We start from the raw sequence: 24349 nt of genomic DNA, 5'->3' as shown, positions 1-24349 counted from the left end.
CCATGGCCTTCGCCGTTACGCCTCCCAGACCGCGACCGCCGTACGGTCGTCGGCGTATCCCTTGACCCTGAGCTGTACGTCGGCGAGGAACCCGGCGAGGCCGGGCGGCTCGGGGGCGGCCCAGCGTTCGGCGAGTTCCTTGGCCAGGGCGGCCTCGCCGCGCAGGGGCTCGGCGAGGCCCCCGCTGCACAGGAGCAGGGTGTCGCCCGGTCGGGCGACCGAGGCCCGGAAGCGGAACGGTTCGCCCGGCGGGGCGGGCGGGTCGATGTAGGGGCGGACGGGCTCGACGGTGCCCAGATCCATGGTGAGGCGGTCGCCCTGCTCGGTCTCGGCGGGCGCCGAGCCGAAGCCGACCACCGGCTCGCCGCGGGCCTCCCCCGGCTCGGGCACGGCGGGCTCGATGTCCTGCCACACGCCGCCGCGCAACCGGAACAGACCGCCGTGGCCGACCCCGAAGAACACCCGGGTGCGGCAGGCCGGGTCGGCGGACAGCAGCAGACAGCGCAGGTTCGCGGTGTACTCCTCGGGCTCGGCGCCGAGCTCGGCGGCGCGGGCCCGCAGCATGCCGTAGCTGCGGTCGGTGAGCCGGTGCAGGCCCGACTTGAGGTCGCCGCGCCGGCCCGCCCTGATGTCCTCGGCGAGGCGTACGTGGCTGCGGCCGATGGCACCGCCGATCCAGTGACAGGCGTCGGCGGCGGCGAGCTGCGCCCGCTCGCTGGTCCGTACGCCGCTGGCCACGGCGACCAGGACCAGGGCGTTCTCGCCGGTGCCGAAGCGGGCGGTGAGCAGCGCGTCGCGTCGCGGCTCGCCCCGGTAGCGGGCCGAGTCGCCGCGCGAGGAGACGGCGCGCAGGACGTAGGCGCCGTAGCGGGCGCCGTCCAGGACGGTGTCGGCGACGAGGTCGTCCAGCTCGTCGGGCCGGGCGGCGGGCAGCGCGGTGGGCTCGGCGTCGTAGGTGGGCGGCCCGTCACCCACATGGCCGGTACGCGGCCGGGGCACCGGCGAGAAGTGCTCGGGAGGCGCGGTCTCGGGCGCCGCGAACTGCTCGTCGGGCGCGGTGACGGGCGGCCCGGACGCCCCCGTGGCGGGCGTGCGCAGGCTGCGCGGGGCGTTGGTGATGCGCCCGTCGTCGGCCGCGCGGGGCGGCTCGGGCGGGGCGGTGCGCGGCGGTGCGGTGGGCGGCGGTGCGATGGGTCGCGCCGGAGCCTCGGGCTCGGCACCGGGCGCGCCCTCCTCGGCCGAGCCCGTCGGCGACTCGGGCACGGGCTCCATCGGCGGGGGCGGGGCCGCGGGCACGGATTCCCACCAGGCGGCGGGTTTGCGCCCCGCCGCCGGGCTCTCGGGCGGCTCCCAGGGGGCGCGGGGGCGGGGCTGCGGGGCGGATTCGGCGGCGGGGGGCCGGGCGCTGGGCGAGTCCGACCGCACGAAGGCGGGTGGGGCGGTCGCGGGCGGAGCGGGGTGCGCGGGGTGTGCGGGGTGCGCGGCGGAAGTTCGGGCCGGTTCCGCGGGAGCGGGCGGGGCGGCTTCCCCGGCGGCGGGCGATGTCACGTGCTCGGGCGATGTCACGTGCGGCGCCGATGGCGGGGCCGGTTGCGAGGCGGGGCGTTCGGCCGTGGCCGGCGGCGCCTGCGGCTCCGGGACCACCCCCGGACCGGCCACCCCCGGTCCGGCCGCTTCCGGTCCGGCCGCTTCCGGTCCGGCCGCTTCCTGAACGCGCGTCGTCGACGCGGCGAGATCCGGACCGGGCACCTTCGGTACGGCAGTCTCCGGAACGGACGGCTTCGATCCGGCGGTCTCCGGAGCGGGCGGCCTCGAAACGGCCGGCTCCGACACGGCCGCTTCCGGGGCCGCCGCACTCGGACCCGCTGCGTCCGGTCCGGCCGCTCCGGAGCCCGACGGCCCGTCCTCCCTCCGGGGTGAACCCACCGTGTCCGACGCCGAGTTGAAGCGGTCGTCGAGGCTGTCGCGCGAACCGTCGGGACCGGCGTCCGGGGCCGACTCGTCGTACAGCCGGTTCCACCAGTCGTCGTCCCGGGTCGGCCTCTCCCCCTGCTGACTCATGCCCTTATTGTCCACCGCTGGAGGCATACGAAAACGGGGCATCGGGAAAATGTGCTCAACGGACAAGTGTGGCAACGGGAGGGAAAAGTCCGCCGGACGCCCCCACCCCCCACGGGGAGGACGCCCGGCGGACCGCCCGGGTGGCGAACGCGGCTACCGCACCGCGTAGGCGTTCACCACGGTCTGGGTGACCGAATTGCCGTTGGCGTCGGTCAGTTCGGCCTTCAGCGTGACGCTCTTCGCGGCCGCGCCCGCGTGGTTCACCGTGGCGGTCCAACTGCCGCCCTGGTGCGTGGACTTGGCCTCGGTCCAGGTGGCTCCACCGTCGTACGAGTACGACAGCTTGGCCGCGGTCAGGGCGGCGGGGGTGTAGCCCGCGTGGCCCGTTGCGGTGAGGGCGATCCTCTGTCCGTCGGCCGCCGGGACCGTCTTGAGGCCGTCCTCGGGGATTCCGTAGTGCGGGAAGAGCAGCGGGATGCCCTGCGAGTACACCTTGTCGTCGAGGTGCGAGCGGAACTTCCAGCTCGTGACGACCTCCTGGGACCGCTTCCAGACCGAACCCGAGGGGCCGATCTTCTGGTTGTCGCTGACGAGCTCGTACGCCGCGTCGTCCGCGGGGACCGTGAAGACCCCCGACGGCCAGCCGGTGCTGTCGTAGTCCTCGCCGTTGCGGCGCAGCAGCAGCGAGCCGATGTCCCCGAACGAGCCGGGCTGGGCGCTGTGCCGGGAGTCGCTCCACATGCCCGGGGCGAAGCCCATCAGGTTGCCTTGGCGCTCGGCGGCGAGCAGCGGCTTGCCGCTCGCGTCGCGTCCGGCGTCGGGGCCGACGACCCCGTCGTACCAGCTCTCACTGGTCTGCTTGCCCGCCCGGTACGCCGTGGCAGGAGACAGCATGAACTCGCCGAAGGGGAAGCTGGACGAGACGAAGTGGTCCCAGGTGGTGGTCCCCGCCGTGTAGTACTCGGTGCGGGTGGAGGGGACGGCCACCAGGTCGATGCCGGAGACGCTGACGGGTCCCGCGCCGTTGGGACGGTAGGCCGCGACGCCGTCGACGAAGTCGGCGGGCACGCCCATCGAGTGGTACGTCGAGACGTTGCGGCCCAGCTGTCCGTCGCGCACCCGGTAGGTGCGGTCGGAGCCGAAGCCGCCGTCCTCCTGGAAGCCCAGGTTGTAGACGTAGCCGCTCTTCGCGGTGGCCTTCCAGCGCAGGGTCACCGGGCCCGCGGACAGCCGGTCGGCCAGCGCCTTGGCCTCGGTGGCCTCGACGGCGAGGGCGGGCAGCGGGCCGCCCGCGAAGCCGTACGTGGGCAGCCAGCGGCCGGCCGACGGGCGGTGCACGAGGAGCGCTGTGGCGCCCGCGGCCTTGGCGTCCTTGCCCAGGGTCAGGACCGACGCGTCGTCGTCCGGCACCGCGACGAAGGCGATCTTCCCGGCGACCCCGGCGGCCCTGAGCTCGTCCGGGGTGCCCTTGCCCGCGTCGACGAGCGGCGCCCGGCCGGTGCCGTCGAGGTTGTCGGAGCCGATGCTCGCGGTGAGCGGGTGCAGCTCCGGGCCGCCGACCGCGCCGAGCTCGTCGAACTGCGGGGCGTAGGCGCGCCAGTAGCTGCCGAACTCGAAGTCGCCGGTACGGGCGTCGCCCTGGACGTCGGCGAAGTAGTCCTTGATCAGACGGGATCCGCTGATGGAGCCGGAGTGCAGCCACTGGCCGCCCCAGGAGCGGGCGAAGTCCAGTGTCGTGGTGCGGACTTCACTCGGCTTGTCGGTCTTCACGGCAAGCCGGTGGGCCTTGCGGGCGTCCAGGACGAGGGTGGTGTCCTTCTTCAGGTCGAGCTGCGGACGGCCGAGGTAGCTGACCGAGCCGATGTTCGCGCCCGTGGCGTCCGCCGGGTCGGCCGAGGCGACGAAGGACGACACGAAGTAGGCGCCGGGGCGCAGCCGGTAGACCTGGTCGGCGGCGCCCTCGTTGAAGCGGCGCTCACCGGTCGCGGTGTCGGTGCCGATGACGTCGAGGGACGAGGGGCCGGCGGCGGGCTTGCCCTGGCGGTCGACGAGCTTGACGCGCAGGGTGACCGTCTCCGGCTCGACGTACAGCGAGAACGGGGTGGACACCTTGACGCCGTTCGCCGTGGCGAGCACGCGCCCGGTGACGTCACCGTACTGGGCGGCCTTGAGGCGGGCGGTCGGATCGATGGCGAGCGGCACCTTGACGGTGGCCCCGGCCGGGACCGTGACCGAGCGCGAACCGAGCTTCGCCACACCGGAGTTGACGGCCGAGCCGTCGTTCCCGGTGACGCCCGCGACCGCGAGGTCGAGCTTCACGGCCTTGCCGGAGACATTGGTGTAGGGCACCTGGACGGTGGTGCGGTCGCTCTTGTCCTGCGGCCAGTCGAAAGTGCCGGCCTGCACGGCGGGTGCGCCGAGGACGGTCTCGTCGATGGCGGCCTTGACGTCGAGCCGTCCGCCGCCGGTCTCGCGCACGTCCCCGGGGATGCCGCTGTTGGCGGAGGAGACGAGCGCGGCCTTGATCTGCTGCGCGGTCCAGTCGGGGTGGCGCTGCTTGACGATGGCGGCGGCGCCCGCGACGTGCGGCGTGGCCATCGAGGTGCCGGACATCGTCTGGTACGCGTAGACGCCCCGGCCGCCCGCGTTGGCGGCGGAGATGCCGACGCCGGGGGCGGTGATCTCCGGCTTCAGGGTGTGGGTGAAGGGGGCCGGGCCGCGGCTGGAGAAGCTCGCGGTGCTGTCGTCCCGGTCGACGGCGCCGACGGTCAGGACGCCGGGCGCGCAGCCGGGCGAGGACACGGTGTTCAGGGCCGGGCCCGAGTTGCCCGCGGCGATGACGAACAGGGTGTGCGCGGAGTTGGTCGCGAGTTCCTGTGCGGCGGTGCTCATCGGGTCGGTGCAGTCCGTCGGGACGGGACTGCCGAGCGACATGGAGACGATGTCGGCCTTGTTGTCGACGGCCCACTGCATGCCGGCGATGATCCACGAACTGTCGCCGGAACCCGAGTCGTTGAGGACCTTGCCGACCAGCAGGTCGGTGCCGGGCGCGATGCCCTTCTTCTTGCCGTCGCTCGCCGCGCCCGAGCCGCCCACCGTGGACGTGGTGTGGGTGCCGTGGCCCTGACGGTCCTCGGTGTCGGGCGAGTCGGTGAAGTTCTTCGAGGCGGTGATGCGGCCCTTGAGATCGGGGTGTTCGGCGTCCACACCGGTGTCGAGCACGGCGACCTTGGTGCCCTTGCCGTCGTATCCGGCGGCCCACGCGAGGTCGGCACGGATCTGCTTGGCCGACCGGTCGAGGGAGGCCGTCACCTTGCGGTCGAGCCACAGCTTCTTGATCCCGGAGGCCGACCGGGTCCGGGGACTGGTGACGTCCGCCCACACCTGCGCGGCCTTCGCCTTGTCCGCGCTCAGGGCGACGCCGTTGACGGCGGGCAGCTTCAGGCCCGCCTTGGCGCCGCGCGGCACGGCCGGGGCCGCCGAGCGCGCCACGCCGTCGCCGTACACCGCGATGAGCGGCAGCGACTTGGTGTGCGCGTCGTCGTAGCCCTGGCGGATGAGCCCGGAGACGTTGAAGAGTTCCTCGTCGACCTGGCCGGCGGCGAGTGCCGGCGCCGCGTCGTCGGGGTAGACGTACAGCTCGCTCCCCGACCGCCTGGTCTGGACGAGCGGTACGGAGCCGTCGGCGCGCGGCAGCGCGGTGACGCCGGTGGGCGTCCCGGAGCCGTCCCTGCTCACCACGACCTTGTCGCCGGTGACGAGGGTGACGGTGGCCGGTGTTCCCGTGCTGCTCGCGGCGCTGCCGACGAGCGGTCTCTTGGCGGTGTCGGCTGTGCCGTCGGTTCGTGGCGCTGCCACGGACGGCGCCACCGCGGTGACGGCGAGGGCGGCGGCGGTCGCCACCCCCAGAGCCGTACGCGATATCGGGCGCATCGCTCTCCCCAGATCAATCCGGAACAAAGGGCACCCCCGCCCAAAGAGCGCAAATGCCCTGTATCCAGAGGCTGTTGGTGCTGCGGTGGCTCGACATTGGCAGAGCGGCGGCCGATCCGGGGATGATGTTGTGCGGCGGGTTTGTGCCGGGGCGGTTTCCCGCCAGCGCGCAGGTGAGGGCCTGGAGACAGGCTTCGAGGGAGGCGGTCCGTAGTGCTGGGAGCGATAGGTCTCGACGAGACGCAGGAGTCGGCGTACCGCGCCCTGGTCGCGGTGGGCGCGGCCGAGGTGAGCGACCTCGCGCACCGGCTCGCGCTGCCGGAGAACGAGACCGAGCGTGCCCTGCGCCGCCTGGAGCGCCACGGCCTCGCCGCCCAGTCCTCGGCCCGCACCGGACGGTGGGTCGCGGCGCCGCCCGGGGTCGCGCTCGGCGCGCTGCTCACCCAGCAGCGCCACGAGCTGGACCAGGCCGAGCTGGCGGCGGCGCTGCTGGCCACCGAATACCGGGCCGAGGCGGCCGAGCCGGCCGTGCACGACCTGGTCGAGGTGGTGACCGGGGCGAGCGCGGTGGCCCACCGCTTCCACCAGTTGCAGCTGGGCGCGGCCGAAGAGGTGTGCGCCCTGGTGACGGGGAAGCCGGTCGCGGTGACGGGGATGGACAACGAGTCCGAGGAGCGGGCCTCGATCCGCGGGGTGAGCTACCGGGTGGTGGTCGAGCGCGAGGTGCTCTCGCTGCCCGCCGGGATCGTCGAGCTGTCCGCGGCGCTCGGCCGGGACGAGCAGGTGCGCACGGTGGAGCGGGTGCCGACCAAGCTCGTCGTCGCCGACCGGGCCCTCGCGATGGTGCCGCTGACCGGGCGCGGCGCCGAGCCGGCCGCGCTCGTGGTGCACGCCAGCGGGCTGCTCGAATCCCTGATGGGTCTCTTCGAGGCGGTGTGGAAGGACGCGCTGCCGCTGCGCCTGGGCGGCGGGGGCCGGGGCGTGACGGAGGAGGGCCGGGGCCCGGACGCCACCGACCTGGAGATCCTCTCGCTGCTGCTCGCCGGGATGACCGACGCGAGCACCGCCAAGCAGTTGGAGCTCGGCCTGCGGACCGTGCAGCGCCGGGTCAAGGGCCTGATGGAGCTGACCGGGGTCACCACCCGCCTCCAGTTGGGCTGGCACGCCTACGAGCGGGGCTGGGTGGCCCGCTGAGCCCCCGGGGACCCGGCCGGTGAACCCCCCGGAACTGCGGGAACGCGCCGTTTCCTGCACCCTTGGCAGATGGGTGTGTGGCAGCTCCTCGCGGTGGGGGCGGTGATGCTGATGGGCCTGTGCGGGGTGCTGGTCCCCGGCGTCCCCGGGCCGGCGATCGTATGGGCCGCCGTGGCGTGGTGGGCGCTCGACGACACCACCGGCCTGGCCTGGGCGGTACTGGCCGGGGCGACGGGTGCGCTCCTGCTGAACCAGGCCCTCAGACCCCTCCTGCCGTCGCGCCGCTTCAAGGCGGCCGGGGTGTCCAGGCGCTCGGTGCTGACCGCGGGCGCGTCGGCCGTCGTGGGGTTCTTCGTGCTGCCCGTGCTCGGCGGGATCGCCGGATTCCTGGGCGGCCTGTACGGCGCGGAGCGGGTGCGCCTGGGCAGCCGCGCGGACGCCTGGGCCGCGGCCCGTACGGCACTGCGCGCGGGCGGCTACTCGGTGATGGCCGAGCTCTTCGCCTGCCTGCTGGTCGTCGGCGCCTGGCTCGGCGCGGTGGTCTGGGGCTGAACGAGGGCGCCGGGTGCTCCCCGTCCCGGGGGCCCGCCCCGGGGTCCCGTCCCGGTGACGAGGGGGCGACGGCCGTGTGAGGGTGGCCCCATGAGCGAATTCAGCGAGGCCGAGCGTGTGTACCTCAAGAGCCAGCGGCTTGGCCGGCTCGCCACCGTGGACGGGAAGGGCCAGCCGCAGGCCAACCCGGTCGGCTTCTTCCCGCAGGACGACGGGACGATCCTCATCGGCGGATACGCGCTCGGCACGACGAAGAAGTGGCGCAACCTCCAGGGCAACCCGAAGGCCGCCCTGGTGGTCGACGACGTGGTGAGCGTTCGGCCGTGGAAGGTGCGTGGCGTCGAGATCCGCGGCAGGGCCGAACTCCTCACCGGGCCGCACGAGTTGGGCCCGCACTTCAGCGAGGAGCTCATCCGCATCCACCCCGACAAGATCCACAGTTGGGGCCTGGAGGAGCCCGGCCCCAACTAGTGGCCCTCCGGCCGCACAGGGATGATCCGCACGCCGACTCGGCTACGGCCGGGCCAGCTTCAACTCCGGCTTGTACAGGTCGAGCCAGATCGCCAGGTCCAGGGTGCGCTCCAGACCGCGCCGCGAGGCCTGGTGGATCTGCGGGCCGCTCACCTCGGCGGCCCGGCGCAGCCCCTCGCGGTCGATGAGGTCGAAGACCGGGTGCGAGGGCTGGGCGAGCAGGTCCTTGGCGTGCCCCTGGAGGGCGATGGCGTACTTCGGGTCCTGGGTGGAGGGGTAGGGGCTCTTCACCCGGTCGTACACGGACCGCGGCAGGACGTCCTTGGCCGCCTCGCGCAGCAGGCTCTTCTCGCGGCCGTCGAAGGACTTCACCGACCAGGGCGCGTTGTAGACGTACTCGACGAGCCGGTGGTCGCAGAACGGCACCCGCACCTCCAGGCCGACGGCCATGCTCGCGCGGTCCTTGCGGTCGAGCAGGATGCGCACGAAGCGGGTCAGGTGCAGGTTGCAGATCTTGCGCATCCGGTACTCGAAGTCGCTTTCTCCGTCGAGGCGTTGGACGCCGGCGACGGCGGTGTCGTAGGAGTCCTTGACGTAGGCGGGGACGTTCAGGGCGGCGGTCAGGTCCGGGCGCAGCAGGCCGGAGTCGTCGCCGAACTGTTCGGCGAATTTGACGAGCCAGGGGAAGGTGTCGGCGGCCCGGGCCTCCTCGTCGAAGAACTGCTTGTAGCCGCCGAAGACCTCGTCCGCGGACTCGCCGGACAGGGCGACCGTGGAGTGTTCGCGGATCGCCTTGAACAGCAGGTAGAGCGAGGCGTCCATGTCGCCGAAGCCCACGGGGATGTCGCGGGCCCGGATGACCTTGGCCCGCACCTCGGGGTCGGCGAGCGCCTGGGCGTCCAGGACGATGTCCTGGTGGACGGTGCCGGAGGTGCGGGCCACGTCGTGGACGTAGGGGGTGTCGGGGGTGGCGCGGAGTTCGTCGGCGACGAAGTTCTCGGTCTGGCCGACGAAGTCCACGGCGAAGCTGCGCACTTGATGGCCCACCGCGCCGAGCTGCCGGGCGGCGAGCGCGGTCAGCGCGGAGGAGTCGAGGCCGCCGGAGAGCAGCATGCAGCGCGGCACGTCGGCTATGAGCTGGCGGCGGACGATGTCGTCGAGCAGCTCGCGGACGTGGGCGATGCTGGTGGCGCGGTCGTCGTCGTGCGGCCGGGTTTCGAGCGTCCAGTAGGTGTGGGTGCGCAGTCCGCCGCGGTCGACGGTCACGACGGTGCCGGGCTCGACCTCCCTCATGCCGTCCCACACCGCGTGGCCGGGCGTCTTGACCATGGTGAACAGCTCGCGGAGCCCGTCGAGCGAGACCGAGCGGCGGGCCAGCGGGTTGGCGAGGATCGCCTTGGGCTCGGAGCCGAAGAGCACGCCGTCGGCGGTCTCGTAGTAGTAGAAGGGCTTGATGCCCATCCGGTCGCGGATCATGACGAGCCGCTGGACCCGCTCGTCCCAGATCGCGAACGCGTACATGCCGTTGAGGCGTTCCGCGACGGCCTCGCCCCATTCGAGGTAGCCGTGCAGGACGACCTCGGTGTCGGAGTCGGTGGTGAACCGGTGTCCGCGGGCGGTGAGTTCGGCCTTGAGCTCGGTGAAGTTGTAGGTCTCGCCCGAGTAGACGAGGGCGACGGTCCGGCCGCCCGCCTCGACGCTCATGGGCTGGCGCCCGCCCGGAAGGTCGATGATCGCGAGCCTGCGGTGGCCGAGGGCGGCCGGCCCGTTGGCCCAGACACCGCGGTCGTCCGGGCCGCGGCAGTCCATCGTCTCGGTCATCGCATCCAGGGTGTCCCGCTCGGCGCGCAATTCACGTTCGAAGGAGATCCAGCCGGTGATGCCACACATGGTGCCTCCTGCTTGGCCTCTTCGGCCGGAGGGGGGACGTTCCGCCGACCGAATCAGATGTATTGAGCAACTACCTACCTTTCGATCGTGTGACGCGGCGGGGCATCCGTCAACACGTCCGTAACAGAGGTGGCTTGAATACGACGCCCAGGAGGCCGGGAACGCACGGGAGAAGGGCGGGGAACGTATACGGACCGTAGGGGCCCGCATGCGGGGGCCGGGCGGCGGGCGCCGGTGCCGTGGGAGCCCCGGGCGGGGACTACGGGCTGACGGCGAGCACGATGTACGCGGCGAACAGCGAGAGGTGGAGCCCGCCCTGCATCAGGGTGGCGCGGCCCGGTACGACCGTGAGGATGCCCACGGTGACGGTCAGCGCGAGCAGCACCATGTGGCTGGCACCGAGCCCGAGCACCAGCGGGCCCGACAGCCAGATCGTCGCGAGCGCGACCGCCGGAATGGTGAGACCGATGCTGGCCATGGCCGAGCCCAGCGCGAGGTTGAGGCTGGTCTGTACGCGGTCGCGGCGGGCGGCCCGCACGGCGGCGATGGTCTCGGGCAGCAGCACGAGCAGCGCGATGACGACACCCACGACGGAGGCGGGCAGACCGGCCGCGGCCACCCCCCGCTCGATGGTCGGCGAGACGCCCTTGGCCAGGCCCACGACCGCGACGAGCGCGACCCCGAGCAGGGCGACGCTGGTCCACGCGGTGCGCGCGGAGGGCGGGTTGGCGTGGTCGTCGTCCCGCATGACCTCGCCCTGCTGGGTCACCGGCAGGAAGTAGTCGCGGTGGCGCACGGTCTGGGTGGCGACGAAGAGCCCGTACAGGAACACCGAGGCGATCGCGGCGAAGATCAGCTGGGCGGGTGAGAACTCGGGGCCCGGCTTGCTGGTGGTGAAGGTCGGCAGCGCGAGGCTGAGACCGGCGAGGGTGGTGACCGTGGCGAAGGCCGTGACGGTGCCCTCGGCGTTGAACACGGCGAGCCTGCGGCGCAGGGCGCCCACCAGGAGGCACAGGCCGACGATGCCGTTGCAGGTGATCATCACGGCGGCGAAGACGGTGTCGCGGGCGAGCGAGGCGCTCTTGTCGCCGCCGTCCGACATCAGGGTGACGATCAGCGCGACCTCGATGACGGTGACCGCGACCGCGAGGACGAGTGATCCGAACGGTTCGCCCACCCGGTGCGCGACCACCTCCGCGTGGTGCACCGCGGCGAGCACCGCACCGGCCAGGAAGCAGGCGACCACGGCGACGAGCCACGCGGGCAGCGACCGCCCCCACGTCAGCGCGAGCAGCACGAGGGCGAGCGGCGGCAACAGCGCCGACCAGCGGTCCAGGGGCAGGCGCGCGAGACGGATCATGCCTTTGACGTTCTCAGAAGTGGCCCGGCCCCGCCCGTCGGACTACCCCTGCCAGGCGGCCGCGGCCACGAGGTGGCGGCGCGCGTAGGAGCGCCAGGGCCGCCAGGCGTCCTGCCCCGCACCGCCCACGTCCGGGTCGCCGAGCGCCCGCGTACGGATCACCTGGACGGTCCCCTCGTCCATGCCGGGCAGTGCCCGCAGCACGCGTACGGCCTCGTCGCGGTCGGCGCCGGCGTCCAGGCGCAGGGTTCCGTCGGCGAGGGCGGTCGCCAGGGCGGCGAGGCGCGGGTCGGGGTGGGCGGCGAGCAGCGCGGGCTCGGGGAAGACGTGGGTGAGCCTGCCGCTGGGCGCGTCGAGCCGCTTGCCGTACGTCTCGACGAGGCCGGCCGCCGCCCGTGTGCCGACCAGCGCCCGCACCGCGCACTCCTCGGGATCGGCGGCGCCGGGCGAGCGAAGGCCGGGGGTGCGCGCGACGAGCGGGGCGAGCTCCGGGTCCGCGCCGAGGCGCTCGTCGACGGCGTACGGGTCGGCGTCCAGGTCGAACAGCCGGCGCAGGCGCTGCACGGCGGTGGTGAGGTCGCGCAGATCGGTGAGGTGGATCCGGGCCTCCAGCCAGCCCTGGCGGGCTGCGGTGTGCGCGGGAGCGGCCTCGTCGACGGCCACGACGGCGGTGCCGTGGGGCAGCCGCAGGGTGCGCCGGTAAACGCGGGCGCCACTCGCGCCACCCACCTCCTCGATGTGCTCCACGGCCTCGCCCGCGAGGAGGTCGAAGGTCTCCCGCACCGCGTACGCGCCCCGGTGGGCGAGCCGCAGCGGGACGCCGGCGGCCGCCGCGACGCCGGGCTCGGCGGCCCGGGTCCCGGCCTCCTCGCGCAGGCCGCTGGGGGTACGGGCGTAGATCTGCCGGATCGTGTCGTTGAACTGGCGCACGCTGGCGAATCCGGCGGCGAAGGCGATCTCCGTGACCGGGAGCGAGGTGGTCTGGAGCAGTACGCGTGCGGTGTGGGCGCGCTGCGCCCGGGCGAGGGCGACGGGTCCCGCGCCGACCTCGGCGGTGAGCTGCCGCTGCACCTGCCGGGTGCTGTATCCGAGCCGGGTGGCGAGCCCCGGCACGCCCTCGCGGTCGACGACACCGTCCCCGATCATGCGCATGGCCCGGCCGACGACATCGGCCCGCGTGTTCCACTCGGCGGACCCGGGCACCGCGTCCGGGCGGCAGCGGCGGCACGCCCGGAAGCCGTGGCCCTGGGCGGCTGCGGCGCTGGGGAAGAACCGGACGTTCTCGCGGCGCGGGGTGACGGCGGGGCAGCTCGGCCGGCAGTAGATGCCGGTGGTCGCCACGGCGAAGAAGAACTCCCCGTCGAACCGGGCGTCCCTGCTGCTGACCGCCTCGTACTGGGCGTCTGGGTGCATCACGCCTTCCAGTGTGCGGTTGCCCCAGCGGGGCTGCTGGCGGTTTTCGGACGCCGAGCACGTCCAATCCCCCGGGGCCGCGGGCCCCGGCCCCCTCTGCCGTCGTGCGGGTGCGGGTCGTGCGTGGCTTGTCTCGCAGTTCCCCGCGCCTCTCAATGCCTCGGTGCTGGCCCGCACCGGAGCAACTCAGCCCGTCATGGGGACCCCTGGCCCTGAAGGCCTTGGGGGAGTTCGAGGACGAGCGCCCTCAAGGCGCGATACGGCCCCTGGGGCGGAGCCCCAGGGGCCGGAACCAACCGACCCCGGGTCACGGGCGGGCAGGTGGGCGGAAGGGGGGCTCAGCGGAGGCGGCCCCGCTTGAGGGCCCCGTTGGCCCGCCCCTCCGCCCCCTTCGCCTTCCAGTCCCGGCGGATCTCCGCCCGCAACCGCGCATCCGTCTTGGCCACGATCCGCTGGTTCTCGCGGAGCAGCTTGCGGTAGCTGTCCAGGCGGCGCACCGCCAGCGAGCCGTCCTCGATCGCGGCCAGCACCGCGCACCCCGGCTCCGCCTGGTGCGCGCAGTCGTGGAAGCGGCACTCGGCGGCCAGCGCCTCGATCTCGGCGAAGACCTGCCCGACACCCGACTCCGCGTCGTAGAGCCCGACCCCGCGCAGCCCGGGCGTGTCGATGAGCACGCCCCCGCCGGGCAGCGCAAGCAGGTTGCGGGTGGTCGTGGTGTGGCGGCCCTTGCCGTCCACCTCACGCGCGGACTGCACCGCCATCACCTCGTCCCCGAGCAGCGCGTTGGCCAGCGTGGACTTGCCCGCACCGGACTGCCCGAGCAGCACGCTGGTGCCGCCCGCGACGACCGCGGCCAGGGCCTCGACGCCCTCCCCGCTCGTCGAGCTGACCGGCAGCACCTGAACCCCGGGCGCGGCCGTCGTCACGTCCTGGACGAGGTAGGAGAGCCCGGCCGGGTCGGGAACCAGGTCGGCCTTGGTGAGCACGACGAGCGGCCGGGCGCCCGACTCCCAGCCCAGCGCCAGGAAGCGCTCGATCCGGCCCAGGTCGAGCTCGACGGCGAGCGACACCGCGATGATCGCGTGGTCGACGTTGGCCGCGAGGATCTGCCCCTCGGACCGGTTGGAGGAGGTGCTGCGCACGAACGCGGTGCGCCGAGGCAGATACGTACGGACGAAGTGCGGGTCGCCGACCGGCTCGACGGCCGCCCAGTCGCCCGTGCAGATGACCCGCAGCGGATCGTGCGGGGTGACGAACGCGGTGTCGGCGCGCAGCGTGCCGTCGGCGGTCACGATGTCGCACTGGCCGCGGTCGACCCGTACCACCCGGCCGGGCACCAGGCCCTGCGCGGCGTACGGGGCGAACTCCGCGGCCCAGCCGTCGTCCCAGCCGTACGCGGCGAGCGGGAGCGCGGGAGCGGAGCTGTTGAACGCGGAGCCGGAGAGCTCAGAGGTGTGCTGCGAGAGGGAGAACGAGGAAGACAAGGGAAACCCTTCGAAGGGCGGCCCCGGCGCCACGCGCACAGGCGTGGTGGAAGAAGTCGGTCAGCCGGAGACCGCGGGCATGGTGTGGATGAACTCCGGGATGCGGGCAGCGCCCTTCGCAACGACAGCCATCGTTCACACCTCCCCAACCACGTCTCAGTACCGGCGACGACGATGTGTCGTCCCGCTCGAACAGTGCCGACTCTAAGCGCACCCGGCCCGACGGCGCCAGCGAATAAATCGCGTACCGGACGCGAGGCCGAACAGGGCGGCCTGCTCGCGTTCCGCGTCCGCCGCCCGCGCCGCACGGAATGTCCGCCGACGGCCAACCACCTTGCCCAAGGCCCCTGTTGGGCCATCCGAAGAGACCGGTCCCGCTCCCCCGGGACGTACCCGCATCCCCTTATTTGCGTATGGGCGCAAGAAGCGTCAGACTGCTGAAGCCGCTGGACACCGCATCACCGAAGGGGGCAGCCATGGACGCGGATCCTCCCAGTCCGCACCGCCCCGCCGGGCGTCGCTGACCCTTCCCCACCCCTTTCCTTTCTCACCACGTCGGGCTCCGCCACGCCGGGGTGCGCGGTCGCGCCTCCGGGACTCCTGTGCCCACAGTGTGGTCGGAGGTCTCTTGTGATGTCGTTCCGGACGAGCAACCCCGCACCGCGGGTCACCTCCCGCTTCGCAGGGCGCCTGGCCCGGCTGAGCTGGGTCGACGCGGTGGTCGCCGCGGCCGTGCTCGTGCTCTTCTACGTCGTGCTCCAGGTCGGCCACGGCACCACGGTCCGGTTCTCCACCGATCAGTCGATCAAGGTCGACACCGATCCGGCCCAGCTGCCCTACGACGCCGCGCGCTCGCTCCTGCGCATGTTCATCGCGCTCGCCGCCTCGCTGGTCTTCACCTTCGTGTACGCACTGGCCGCCGCGAAGAGCCGGCGCCTTGAGCGCGTCCTGATCCCGGCGCTCGACATCCTTCAGTCGGTGCCGGTGCTCGGCTTCCTCACCGTCGCCGTCAGCGGGTTCATCGCCCTGTTCCCCGGCTCGATGCTGGGCCTCGAATGCGCGTCGATCTTCGCGATCTTCACCTCGCAGGCATGGAACATGACGTTCGGCTTCTACCAGTCCCTCACCTCGCTCCCGCGGGAACTCGACGAGCTGTCACGGTCGTTCAGGTTCACGCGGTGGATGCGGTTCTGGAAGGTCGAGCTGCCGTCCGGGATGATCAGCCTGGTCTGGAACGGGATGCTGAGCTTCGGCGGCGGCTGGTTCTTCCTCGTCGCGTCCGAGGCGATCAGCGTCAACAACAAGGACTACGCGCTGCCCGGCGTCGGCTCGTACGCCGGCGCCGCCATCACCGACGGCGACCTCGGCAAGGTCGGCTGGGCCATCCTCACCATGGCCGTGATGGTCATCGGCGTGAACTTCGTCTTCTGGCGGCCGCTGACCGCCTGGGCCGAGAAGTTCAAGAACGAGCAGTCCGAGGCGGGCGAGGTCCAGCGCTCGCTCGTGCTGGACTTCCTGCGCCGCTCCACCTGGCCCCAGCTGCTCGGGAAGGTGTTCCGGCCGGCCGGGCGGGCCCTGGGCCGCGCGGGCCGGCTCCTCGGCACCGACGACCGGCCGCTCGGCGTCGACGCCACCCGCCGGCGCACCGGGGACATCACCTTCACCGTCGTGGCGGGCGGACTCATCCTGTGGGGCCTGTTCGACCTGGGCCGCTACCTCCAGGAACAGACGGGGCTCGGCGTCTTCGGCGAGCCGCTGCTGCTCGGCCTCGCCACGCTGGCCCGGGTGGTGGTCCTGGTGGCCGCGGCCACCGTCATCTGGGTGCCGATCGGCGTGAAGATCGGCTTCTCGCCCCGGCTGACCCGCATCGCCCAGCCCGTCGTCCAGGTACTCGCCAGCTTCCCCGCCAACTTCCTCTTCCCGCTGGCCGTCTGGTTCTTCCTGAAGACCGGCCTGTCCATCAACATCGGCGGCATCCTCCTGATGGCGCTCGGCGCCCAGTGGTACATCCTCTTCAACACCATCGCGGGCGCCATGTCGATCCCCAGCGATCTGCGCGAGGCCATGGACGACCTGGGCGTACGCGGCCGGCAGCGCTGGAAGCGGCTGATCCTGCCCGGCATCTTCCCGGCGTACGTGACCGGCGGCATCACCGCGTCGGGCGGCGCCTGGAACGCCTCCATCGTCGCGGAGGTCGTCACCTTCGGCGGCACCACCCTCACGGCCACCGGCCTCGGCGCCTACATCGCGAAGGCCACCGCCGCCGGCGACTTCCCGCACCTGCTGGCCGGCGTGGCGGTGATGAGCCTGTACGTCGTCGGCCTCAACCGCCTGCTGTGGCGCCGCCTGTACCGGCTCGCCGACACCCGCTTCGCCCTCTGACGCCCGCCCCGCCCTCCGACACCCCTCAGCCTTCCTGGAGCCCCCCATGGTTCTGAACACCCTGCGCAACCTGCGCAGCGCACGGCACGCCGTCGCCCCGCGGCCGCCCCGCCCGGCCGACGGGGAGGTCCTGCTCGAAACCGTCGGCCTGACCAAGGCGTACGCGGGCGCCGACGGCGAGCTGCCCGTACTCGGCGGCATCGACCTCCAGGTGCGGGCCGGCGAGGTCGTCGCGCTGCTCGGCAAGTCGGGGTCGGGCAAGTCGACGCTGCTGCGCTGTCTGGCCGGGCTCGTACCGCCGAGCTCGGGCACGGTGTCCTACCGGGGCGCCCCGCTGACCGGCGCCAACCCGGGCACCGCCATGGTGTTCCAGACCTTCGCGCTGCTGCCCTGGCTGACCGTGCTGCAAAACGTCGAACTGGGCCTGGAGGCACGGGGCGTGCCGGCGGACGCGCGGTCACAGGCGGCCCGCCAGGCCATCGACCTGATCGGCCTCGACGGCTTCGAGTCCGCCTATCCCAAGGAGCTGTCGGGCGGCATGCGCCAGCGCGTCGGCTTCGCGCGGGCCCTCGTCGTCGAGCCGGACGTCCTGATGATGGACGAACCCTTCTCCGCGCTCGACGTACTGACCGCGGAGAACCTGCGCGGCGAGCTCATGGAGCTGTGGGAGTCGGGCCAGTTCCCGACCCGGGCGATCGTCCTGGTGACCCACAACATCGAGGAGGCGGTTCTGATGGCCGACCGGATCGTGGTGCTCGGCTCCCGGCCCTACGGCACGATCCGCGAGACGTTCGAGGTGGGTCTGGAACGGCCGCGCAACCGTGACGCGCCGGCGTTCGAGGAGCTCATCGACCGGGTCTACCGCACGATGACGGGCCGCGTGAAGGAGACCCACGGGTCGGGTCCCAGCCCGGTCCGGGCCGGTCAGACCCCGCTCCCGGGCCGCGCCGAGGGCATCGAGCCCGACCGGCGCACCCCCGCGAACAGCCCGCTGCCCGGCGCGAGCGTGGACGGTCTGTCGGGCCTGGCCGAGATGGTCGCCCACCGTGGCGGCAGCTGCGACCTCGCGGACCTCGCGGACGATCTGGGCCTGGAGATCGACGACGTACTGCCGCTGGTCGACGCCCTGGACCTGCTCGGCTTCGCGGTCGTCACCGGTGACGACCTGGTCCTGACCGACCGGGGCAGCACGTTCGCAGGCGCGGACGTACGCCGGTCCAAGGAGATCTTCGCGGAGGCGGCGGTGGACGCGCCGCTGGTCCGCCTGATCACCACCAGCCTGCGCCAGAACCCCGAGGCCGCCCTGCGGGCCGGCTTCTTCCGGGACGTCCTGGCCCACCACTACACGAGCGAACAGGTCGCCCAGCAGCTGGAGACCGCGACGGACTGGGGCCGCTACGCCGAGCTGTTCGGGTACGACGCGGAGCGCGAGGAGTACCGGCTCGACGAGGCCGCCGCGGCGTAGCCCCGGCCGGGCGGGCGCTTCCCGTTCCACGCCTGCCAAGCGCCCGGGAGCCTGGGGCCCCGGGCCCCAAGCTGGGCCCGCCCCGCGGGCTTGCGGGCAGGACGTCTTTCGTCCGCGGGTCGACGCGTCCCCTCGCGCAGCTCCCCGCGCCCCTCACGTACCCGCGCCCCTCACGGCAGCGCGCAGTACCCCGCACCCCCGTTACGCTATTTGCATGGGAGCGCAAATGGACAGCTGGGACGCGGAGCGGGCCGACCGGGCGGTCGCCGTACTGAAGGCGGTGGCCGACCCGTCGCGGTACCGCCTGCTGTGGGCGCTCGGCGGGGCCGAACTGCCGGTGAGCGCGCTCGCGGACATCCTGGGCGCGCATGTCGCCGCCACCTCGCAGCACCTGGCCAAGCTGCGCGCCGCCGGGCTCGTCGCCTCGCGGCGCGAGGGCACGCGGATCTACTACCGCGCCGCCCACCCGGGAGTGCGGGGGCTCCTTGAGGAGGCGTCCGTGGTGGCCGTCACGGTGTCGCCCGAGGCCACCGCGTCGAGCGGCCCCGCACCCACGGGCGAGACCGTCCCGGCCCGGGCCACCCGCAGGGCCGGAGCCCCGCGCCCGGTCACCGAATAGCGGCCCGCCCGGCGTGCGCGGCCGGGGCGGCGTGTCCCGGGGCGCCCGGGGTGGCACCGCGCCCGGCAGGCGAACCGGATCGCGGCATCCGTGGGCCGGAGGCCGCGTCGGGGACGTACGCACGGGTGTCGGGGCCGGCGACCAGGCGGCCGCCCGTCAGCCATGCGGCCCGCCCGTCAGTCCTGGTCGCGCGGGGACTTCTCGTGGCCGCGCGGGGACTTCTCGTGGCCGTGCGGGGGCTTCTCCGGCGCCTTGCCCGACGGCTTCTCCTCGTGCTTGCGCACGGTGTGCAGCCGGGACTTGACGTCCTCGGGGGGCAGGAACTTCGACCAGCGTTCGGGGAATTCGGACGGCATGCCCGGGTCGCCCGCCTCGTCCCCGTCCTCCGTGCCGTCGAAGAGCATGGCCTGCACCGGCTGGGAGCGGGCCACGATCTCGGCGGCCTGCGCGGCCCTGACCCGCTCGCCCGCCTCGCGGGCCGCGGCCGTGGCGACCGAGGGCCACACCCGGTCGATGGCGGCGTTGACGGCCGCGCCGACCAGCACCGCGAACGCCGAGATGCCGATCCACAGCAGCACCGCGATGGGCGCGGCGAGGGAGCCGTAGATGGTGGGGCCCTCCACCGTGCTGGTCAGATAGATCCGCAGCAGGAACGAGCCGAGCACCCACATCGCCAGGGCCACGAGCGCGCCCGGCACGTCCTCGATCCACGGTGAGCGGACCGGCACCGAGACGTGGAAGAGGGTGGTGAGGAAGGCGATGGACAGCAGGATCATGGTCGGCCAGTACAGGAAGCTGATCACGTCCGTGCCCCAGGGGATCCACTCCACCACGCGGTCCGGGCCGACCACCGCGAGCGGCAGCACGACCGCGCCGATCAGCAGCGCCACGATGTAGAGGACCAGCGAGAGCGCCCGGGTCTTCACGATGCCGCGATGCCCGTCGAGCCCGTACATCACGGTGATGGTGTCGATGAAGACGTTGACCGCGCGCGAGCCCGACCACAGGGCGATGGCGAAGCCGATGGAGACGATTTCCGGGCGTTTGCCCTTGGTGACGTCGTCCAGGAGCGGCTGCGCGAACTCGTGCACCCCGCGGTCGGACAGCACGGTCCCGGCCGCGTTCAGGATGTTCTGCTCGATGCTGGCGACGGTGTGGGTGCTGGTCCAGCCGTCCACGTAGCCGAGCAGCGCGATGACACTGAGCAGCAGCGGAGGCAGCGAGAGCAGCGTGAAGAACGCGGCCTCGGCGGCCAGGCCCAGGATCCGGTACTCCACACAGGAGTTGACCGTGTCCTTGAGGAGCAGCCAGCCCAATTTCCGCTTGGAGACGTTGCGGTAGAGGACGCGGGCCCGATGAAGGCGGCCGGATGTCCGCTCGGGTGTTTCATTTGCTGGCTGCACGTCCTTACCGTATCGGCATGGCAGCCACCACCCACACAGTGACCAACCAGGCTCCGCCCCTGGTCGGGTACGACGTCTTCACCGCCGACCGGGCCCTTGGCGAGGCGGTCGAGCGGCATGTAGCGCCGGAGCTCCTCGACGGCGTCCAGGAGGAGCTCGCGGTCCTCGGACGGTCGGCGGGATCGGCCCAGGCCCAGGAGTGGGGTGTGCTGGCGAACGAGAACCCGCCGACGCTGCGCACCCACGACCGCTACGGCAACCGGATCGACGAGGTCGAGTTCCATCCGAGCTGGCACCGGCTGCTCGGCAAGGCCGTGTCGTCGGGCCTCACCGACGCCTGGGGACGGCCCGCCGGGCATGTGCGCCGGGCCGCCGGGTTCCTGGTGTGGACGCAGGCGGAGGGCGGGCACGGCTGCCCGGTCTCCATGACGCACGCGGCCGTACCCGCGCTGCGGACCGACCCGGCGCTGGCCGCCGAATGGGAGCCGCGGCTCACCTCGCACGTGTACGAGCAGGGGCTGCGGCCCGCCGCCGAGAAGGGCGGTGTCCTCTTCGGCATGGGCATGACGGAGAAGCAGGGCGGCAGCGACGTACGGGCCAACACCACCTCGGCGGCCCCGCTCGGCACCGACGGCGAGTACGTCCTGACCGGGCACAAGTGGTTCTGCTCGGCGCCGATGAGCGACGGGTTCCTGGTGCTCGCCCAGGCTCCGGGCGGTCTCACGTGCTTCCTGGTGCCGCGCGTGCTGGCCGACGGCTCCCGCAACGCGTTCGCGATCCAGCGCCTCAAGGACAAGCTGGGCAACAAGTCGAACGCCTCCAGCGAGGTCGAGTTCGACGGGACGTGGGCGCGCCGGGTCGGCGAGGAGGGCCGCGGGGTGCGCACCATCATCGAGATGGTGGCCGCGACCCGCCTCGACTGTGTGATCGGCTCGGCCGCGATCATGCGGCAGGCCGTGACCCAGGCGGTCCACCACGCCTCCTACCGCAGCGCGTTCGGCGGGGTGCTCATCGAGAAGCCGCTGATGCGCAACGTGCTGGCCGACCTGGCCCTGGAGTCGGAGGCCGCCACCACCCTCGCGCTGCGGCTCGCCGCCGCCTACGACGCCGACACCGACGAGGAGCGGGCGTTCCTGCGGCTCGCGGTGCCGGCCGCCAAGTACTGGGTCACCAAGCGGTGTACGCCGGTGGCGGGCGAGGCGCTCGAATGCCTCGGCGGCAACGGGTACGTCGAGGAGTCCGGGATGCCGCGGCTGCTGCGGGAGGCGCCGCTGAACTCGATCTGGGAGGGCTCGGGCAACGTCCAGGCCCTGGACGTGCTGCGGGCGCTCCAGCGCGAGCCGGCGGCCATCAACGCCTTCCTCCAGGAGGTCGGCACGGCGCGCGGCGCGGACCACCGCCTCGACGGGGCGATCAAGGACCTGCTGACCGAACTCGCCGATCTGGACGGCATCGAGGGTCGCGCCCGGCGTCTGGTGGAGCGGATGGCGCTGGTGCTCCAGGGCTCGCTGCTCGTGCGCTGGGCGCCGCCGGAGGTCGCGGACGCGTTCTGCGCCTCACGGCTCGGCGGCGACTGGGGGGCGGCGTTCGGGACGCTGCCGCACTCGCTCGACCTGGCGTCCGTGGTGGAGCGGGCCCGCGTCGAGGCGTGAGCGGAGCCCCGTCGAGGTGTGAGCGGGGGCCGCGTCGAGTCGAGGTGTGGGCGCGGCCCCGTCGACGGGTGAGCCGGGGCCCGGGGCGCGGCCGAAAAGCGGCGCCCGGGGCGGTCCGTCGGGGGTGGTGCTGCGCCGACACGGCACCACCCCCGCACTCTCATGCGTCCGAGGACGGAGCATGACGACCGGACTTCCGGTGCACTGCCACCTTCGTACACACGCACGGCCGTTCGCGAGAGTTGCAAAGGGTTGCAACCATGTGGGGCATATCGCCGCGCGCCAACTACCGGGCGGGCACGATGAATTCAGGACAGCCGAGCCCGGCCCCGCCGGCGCCGGTGTCGACGGCAGGAGGATTCCGTGCACACCACCACGCTGGACGTGGCCCGGCTGGCCGCCATGGACGCCCAGAAGGCGACCCGGCTCCTGAAGGGCGTGCGGGCGGCCGCGCTCGCGGGCCGGAGCTCCACGGTCGCTCCGCGCACGGAGATCGGGGAGTCCTGGGGGCGGGTGCTGCGCAGCGGACTCGATCCGGACGGGGACAACCACGCGGGCCTGCTGTCACTGCCCGAGGTCGAACGGCGCCGACGGCACTCGCCGCTGGCGGAGGTGCTGCCCGTTCTGCGGGACGCGCTGGTCTCGGTCGCGGACGCGGCCCAGCACATCATGGTCGTCTCGGACGCCGAGGGCCGGCTGCTGTGGCGCGAGGGTCACCCCTCCGTCCTGAAGCTCGCCGACAGCCTGGGGTTCGAGGTCGGCGCCGACTGGAGCGAGACGTCGGCCGGCACCAACGGGGTGGGCACCCCGCTCGTCACCGGCCGGCCGGTGCAGGTGTTCTCGGCCGAGCACTTCGTGGCCGCCCACCACACCTGGACCTGCGCGGGCGCACCGATCGTCGACCCGCGCGACGGGCGGCTGCTCGGCGTGGTGGACGTGAGCGGTCCGCTGAGCACCATGCACCCCGCCACGCTCTCCTTCGTGACCTCGGTCGCCCGGCTCGCCGCGGCCGAGCTGCGCGGCCGGCACTACGCCGCCCTGGAACGGCTGCGCACGGTGGCCGCGCCGGTGCTGTGCCGGGTGGGCGGGCGGGCGCTTGCCGTCGACGACAACGGCTGGGTCGCCGCGGTCACCGGCATGCCGCCCACCGACCGGCTTGCCCTGCCCAAGTCGCCCCGGGCGGGGCGCGTTTGGCTGCCCTCGCTCGGCATGTGCACCATCGAGCCGCTGCCCGGCGGCCGGCTCGTCCGGGTCGGCGACGAGGTGGCCGGGCCCGGCCCGGCCACCGCCCGGCGGGTCGTGCTCGACCTCTCCCGGCCCCGGCGCCGCACGGTGACCGTCTCCGGCGACGCGGGTGACTGGACGCAGGAGCTCAGCCCCCGCCACGCCGAGCTGCTCTTCGTGCTCGCCCTGAACCGGGAGGGCCGCAGCGCCGCCCAGCTCGCCCAGGACATCTTCGAGGACCCGACGCGCACGGTGACCGTACGGGCCGAGATGTCCCGGCTGCGCCGCCGTCTCGCGGAGGTGCTCGCCCACCGCCCGTACCGCTTCAGCGAGGACGTACGGGTCGAGGTCGTCCGGCCCGGCCGGCCGGCGGACCTGCTCCCCCACTCCCTGTCCCCGGCGGTCGCGACGGCCCGGGGCCGGCTCCCCTGACCTGCGTTGGAGGGTTCGGGGGCCGCATGATTGCCTGACGTCCATGACCATCACCGTGACCACCTGGTCCCTGGAACAGACCTCCCCCGCCGATCTGCGGCCGGCCGCCGAGCCCGCGGACGACATCACGATCGTGCGCGCCGAGGTGCCCTCGCCGGAGTTCAGCCGCTTCCTCTATACGGCGGTCGGCGGCGACATCACCTGGCTCGACCGCCTCGGCTGGAGCTACGCCGAATGGCAGCGGGCGCTCGACAAGCCCGGCACCGAGACCTGGGTGGCGTACGAGCGGGGCACGCCGGCCGGGTACGTCGAACTGGAGGCCCAGCCGGGCGGCTCGGTGGAGATCGTCTACTTCGGTCTGATCGCCGCCTTCCGCGGCCGGCGCATCGGCGGCCACCTCCTGACGCAGGGGCTGCGGCGGGCCTGGGACCTGGCCGAGCGGTGGCCGGAACTGCCCGCCACCGAGCGGGTGTGGGTGCACACCTGCTCACTGGACGGGGAGCACGCCATGGACAACTACCTGCGACGCGGCTTCAAGCTCTTCGACACCAAGGAGGAGCAGGCCGAGGACGTGTCGGCACCGGGCCCCTGGCCGGGCGCGGGCCAGTGACCCGGACCACAGTGTCTTACGATGCGGGACAGCTTTGTCCACCATGTGGATAGTGGTGGACTGGGTCCAAAGTCCCGTGACACGCTTCCGTCATGTCTGGAACTGGAATTGCCTTGGTGAGTCGGCGGCACGTCGACCTCGGCCGCATGTCCAGCGCCATCTGTCCGGCACGCTGATTCCGCCAGTCACGCCGCGATTCCTCTC

At 73.1% G+C, this 24349-nt stretch carries 17 protein-coding genes; 10 read left to right on the top strand and 7 right to left on the bottom strand.

Going from position 1 to position 24349, the window contains the following annotated elements; genetic code table 11:
- Nucleotides 1–15: 15 nt before the first annotated feature.
- Both ACFYNP_RS03820 and ACFYNP_RS03815 read right to left on the bottom strand, forming a co-directional pair.
- Nucleotides 16–2061: a protein phosphatase 2C domain-containing protein gene (locus ACFYNP_RS03820; RefSeq protein ID WP_388782338.1), complete on the bottom strand. Its 2046-nt coding sequence runs from the start codon at nt 2059–2061 to the stop codon at nt 16–18.
- A gap of 153 nt (nt 2062–2214) precedes the next feature.
- Nucleotides 2215–5994 (bottom strand): S8 family serine peptidase, encoded by a 3780-nt coding sequence (locus ACFYNP_RS03815; RefSeq protein WP_388782335.1) that lies wholly within the window; start codon nt 5992–5994, stop codon nt 2215–2217.
- 213 nt (nt 5995–6207) lie between these two features.
- On the opposite strand from ACFYNP_RS03815, the gene ACFYNP_RS03810 reads away from it, so the two are divergent.
- From ACFYNP_RS03810 to ACFYNP_RS03800, 3 genes are all read left to right on the top strand, one after another.
- Nucleotides 6208–7188 (top strand): helix-turn-helix domain-containing protein, encoded by a 981-nt coding sequence (locus ACFYNP_RS03810; RefSeq protein WP_388405149.1) that lies wholly within the window; start codon nt 6208–6210, stop codon nt 7186–7188.
- Between the two features lie 69 nt (nt 7189–7257).
- Nucleotides 7258–7740 (top strand): DUF456 domain-containing protein, encoded by a 483-nt coding sequence (locus ACFYNP_RS03805; protein WP_388403400.1) that lies wholly within the window; start codon nt 7258–7260, stop codon nt 7738–7740.
- Nucleotides 7741–7830: 90 nt separating this feature from the next.
- Nucleotides 7831–8211: a PPOX class F420-dependent oxidoreductase gene (locus tag ACFYNP_RS03800; RefSeq protein ID WP_388403397.1), complete on the top strand. Its 381-nt coding sequence runs from the start codon at nt 7831–7833 to the stop codon at nt 8209–8211.
- Between the two features lie 42 nt (nt 8212–8253).
- Here ACFYNP_RS03800 and asnB read toward each other — a convergent pair whose 3' ends face one another.
- The 4 genes from asnB to rsgA form a co-directional block, all read right to left on the bottom strand.
- Nucleotides 8254–10101 carry an asparagine synthase (glutamine-hydrolyzing) gene (gene asnB / locus ACFYNP_RS03795; RefSeq protein WP_388782332.1) on the bottom strand — a complete coding sequence of 616 codons (1848 nt, stop codon included), beginning with the start codon at nt 10099–10101 and terminating at the stop codon, nt 8254–8256.
- Nucleotides 10102–10360: 259 nt separating this feature from the next.
- A complete protein-coding gene (locus ACFYNP_RS03790; protein ID WP_161246771.1) occupies nt 10361–11461 on the bottom strand; it encodes a calcium:proton antiporter in 1101 nt (366 codons plus the stop codon).
- A 42-nt stretch (nt 11462–11503) separates the two neighbouring features.
- On the bottom strand, nt 11504–12874 hold the full coding sequence (locus ACFYNP_RS03785; RefSeq protein WP_388783282.1) for a bifunctional transcriptional activator/DNA repair enzyme AdaA: 1371 nt from the start codon (nt 12872–12874) through the stop codon (nt 11504–11506).
- 338 nt (nt 12875–13212) lie between these two features.
- Nucleotides 13213–14358, bottom strand: coding sequence for a ribosome small subunit-dependent GTPase A (gene rsgA, locus ACFYNP_RS03780; RefSeq protein WP_388782329.1), 1146 nt, complete (start codon nt 14356–14358; stop codon nt 13213–13215).
- 633 nt (nt 14359–14991) lie between these two features.
- Here rsgA and ACFYNP_RS03775 point away from each other — a divergent pair.
- The 3 genes from ACFYNP_RS03775 to ACFYNP_RS03765 all read left to right on the top strand — a co-directional run bounded on the left by ACFYNP_RS03775 (nt 14992) and on the right by ACFYNP_RS03765 (nt 18824).
- On the top strand, nt 14992–16740 hold the full coding sequence (locus ACFYNP_RS03775; RefSeq protein WP_388403387.1) for an ABC transporter permease: 1749 nt from the start codon (nt 14992–14994) through the stop codon (nt 16738–16740).
- A 46-nt stretch (nt 16741–16786) separates the two neighbouring features.
- Nucleotides 16787–18205 (top strand): nitrate/sulfonate/bicarbonate ABC transporter ATP-binding protein, encoded by a 1419-nt coding sequence (locus ACFYNP_RS03770; protein ID WP_388782326.1) that lies wholly within the window; start codon nt 16787–16789, stop codon nt 18203–18205.
- A gap of 214 nt (nt 18206–18419) precedes the next feature.
- Nucleotides 18420–18824, top strand: a complete 405-nt coding sequence (locus ACFYNP_RS03765) for an ArsR/SmtB family transcription factor (RefSeq protein WP_388403382.1) — start codon at nt 18420–18422, stop codon at nt 18822–18824.
- A gap of 176 nt (nt 18825–19000) precedes the next feature.
- On the opposite strand, the gene ACFYNP_RS03760 is transcribed toward ACFYNP_RS03765, so the two are convergent.
- Nucleotides 19001–20227, bottom strand: coding sequence for a YihY/virulence factor BrkB family protein (locus ACFYNP_RS03760; protein WP_388782323.1), 1227 nt, complete (start codon nt 20225–20227; stop codon nt 19001–19003).
- Between the two features lie 17 nt (nt 20228–20244).
- Here ACFYNP_RS03760 and ACFYNP_RS03755 point away from each other — a divergent pair, with 17 nt between their 5' ends.
- The 4 genes from ACFYNP_RS03755 to ACFYNP_RS03740 all read left to right on the top strand — a co-directional run bounded on the left by ACFYNP_RS03755 (nt 20245) and on the right by ACFYNP_RS03740 (nt 24321).
- Complete coding sequence (locus ACFYNP_RS03755) at nt 20245–21879, top strand: acyl-CoA dehydrogenase family protein (protein WP_388782320.1); 1635 nt, start codon at nt 20245–20247, stop codon at nt 21877–21879.
- 402 nt (nt 21880–22281) lie between these two features.
- Nucleotides 22282–23535, top strand: coding sequence for a GAF domain-containing protein (locus ACFYNP_RS03750; protein WP_388405144.1), 1254 nt, complete (start codon nt 22282–22284; stop codon nt 23533–23535).
- A 43-nt stretch (nt 23536–23578) separates the two neighbouring features.
- Nucleotides 23579–24145, top strand: coding sequence for a GNAT family N-acetyltransferase (locus ACFYNP_RS03745; RefSeq protein ID WP_388782317.1), 567 nt, complete (start codon nt 23579–23581; stop codon nt 24143–24145).
- A gap of 92 nt (nt 24146–24237) precedes the next feature.
- The gene (locus ACFYNP_RS03740; RefSeq protein WP_310591794.1) at nt 24238–24321 is read left to right on the top strand and encodes a putative leader peptide; all 84 of its coding nucleotides are present in this window, start codon (nt 24238–24240) and stop codon (nt 24319–24321) included.
- Nucleotides 24322–24349 lie beyond the last annotated feature (28 nt).

It is taken from the genome of Streptomyces sp. NPDC006691 (assembly GCF_042869955.1).
GTDB lineage: Bacteria > Actinomycetota > Actinomycetes > Streptomycetales > Streptomycetaceae > Streptomyces.
The sequence above is the reverse complement of the archived record's forward strand: the minus strand, read 5'-3'. Positions and strand labels throughout refer to the sequence as shown.

Bases quoted from the DNA above. Each gene is read 5' to 3' on its own strand.
- ACFYNP_RS03820 (WP_388782338.1), bottom strand. From the start codon at position 2,061: ATGAGTCAGCAGGGGGAGAGGCCGACCCGGGACGACGACTGGTGGAAC.
- ACFYNP_RS03815 (WP_388782335.1), bottom strand. From the start codon at position 5,994: ATGCGCCCGATATCGCGTACGGCTCTGGGGGTGGCGACCGCCGCCGCC.
- ACFYNP_RS03805 (WP_388403400.1), top strand. From the start codon at position 7,258: ATGGGTGTGTGGCAGCTCCTCGCGGTGGGGGCGGTGATGCTGATGGGC.
- ACFYNP_RS03800 (WP_388403397.1), top strand. From the start codon at position 7,831: ATGAGCGAATTCAGCGAGGCCGAGCGTGTGTACCTCAAGAGCCAGCGG.
- asnB (WP_388782332.1), bottom strand. From the start codon at position 10,101: ATGTGTGGCATCACCGGCTGGATCTCCTTCGAACGTGAATTGCGCGCC.
- ACFYNP_RS03790 (WP_161246771.1), bottom strand. From the start codon at position 11,461: ATGATCCGTCTCGCGCGCCTGCCCCTGGACCGCTGGTCGGCGCTGTTG.
- ACFYNP_RS03785 (WP_388783282.1), bottom strand. From the start codon at position 12,874: ATGCACCCAGACGCCCAGTACGAGGCGGTCAGCAGCAGGGACGCCCGG.
- ACFYNP_RS03775 (WP_388403387.1), top strand. From the start codon at position 14,992: ATGTCGTTCCGGACGAGCAACCCCGCACCGCGGGTCACCTCCCGCTTC.
- ACFYNP_RS03770 (WP_388782326.1), top strand. From the start codon at position 16,787: ATGGTTCTGAACACCCTGCGCAACCTGCGCAGCGCACGGCACGCCGTC.
- ACFYNP_RS03765 (WP_388403382.1), top strand. From the start codon at position 18,420: ATGGGAGCGCAAATGGACAGCTGGGACGCGGAGCGGGCCGACCGGGCG.
- ACFYNP_RS03755 (WP_388782320.1), top strand. From the start codon at position 20,245: ATGGCAGCCACCACCCACACAGTGACCAACCAGGCTCCGCCCCTGGTC.
- ACFYNP_RS03750 (WP_388405144.1), top strand. From the start codon at position 22,282: ATGGACGCCCAGAAGGCGACCCGGCTCCTGAAGGGCGTGCGGGCGGCC.
- ACFYNP_RS03745 (WP_388782317.1), top strand. From the start codon at position 23,579: ATGACCATCACCGTGACCACCTGGTCCCTGGAACAGACCTCCCCCGCC.
- ACFYNP_RS03740 (WP_310591794.1), top strand. From the start codon at position 24,238: ATGTCTGGAACTGGAATTGCCTTGGTGAGTCGGCGGCACGTCGACCTC.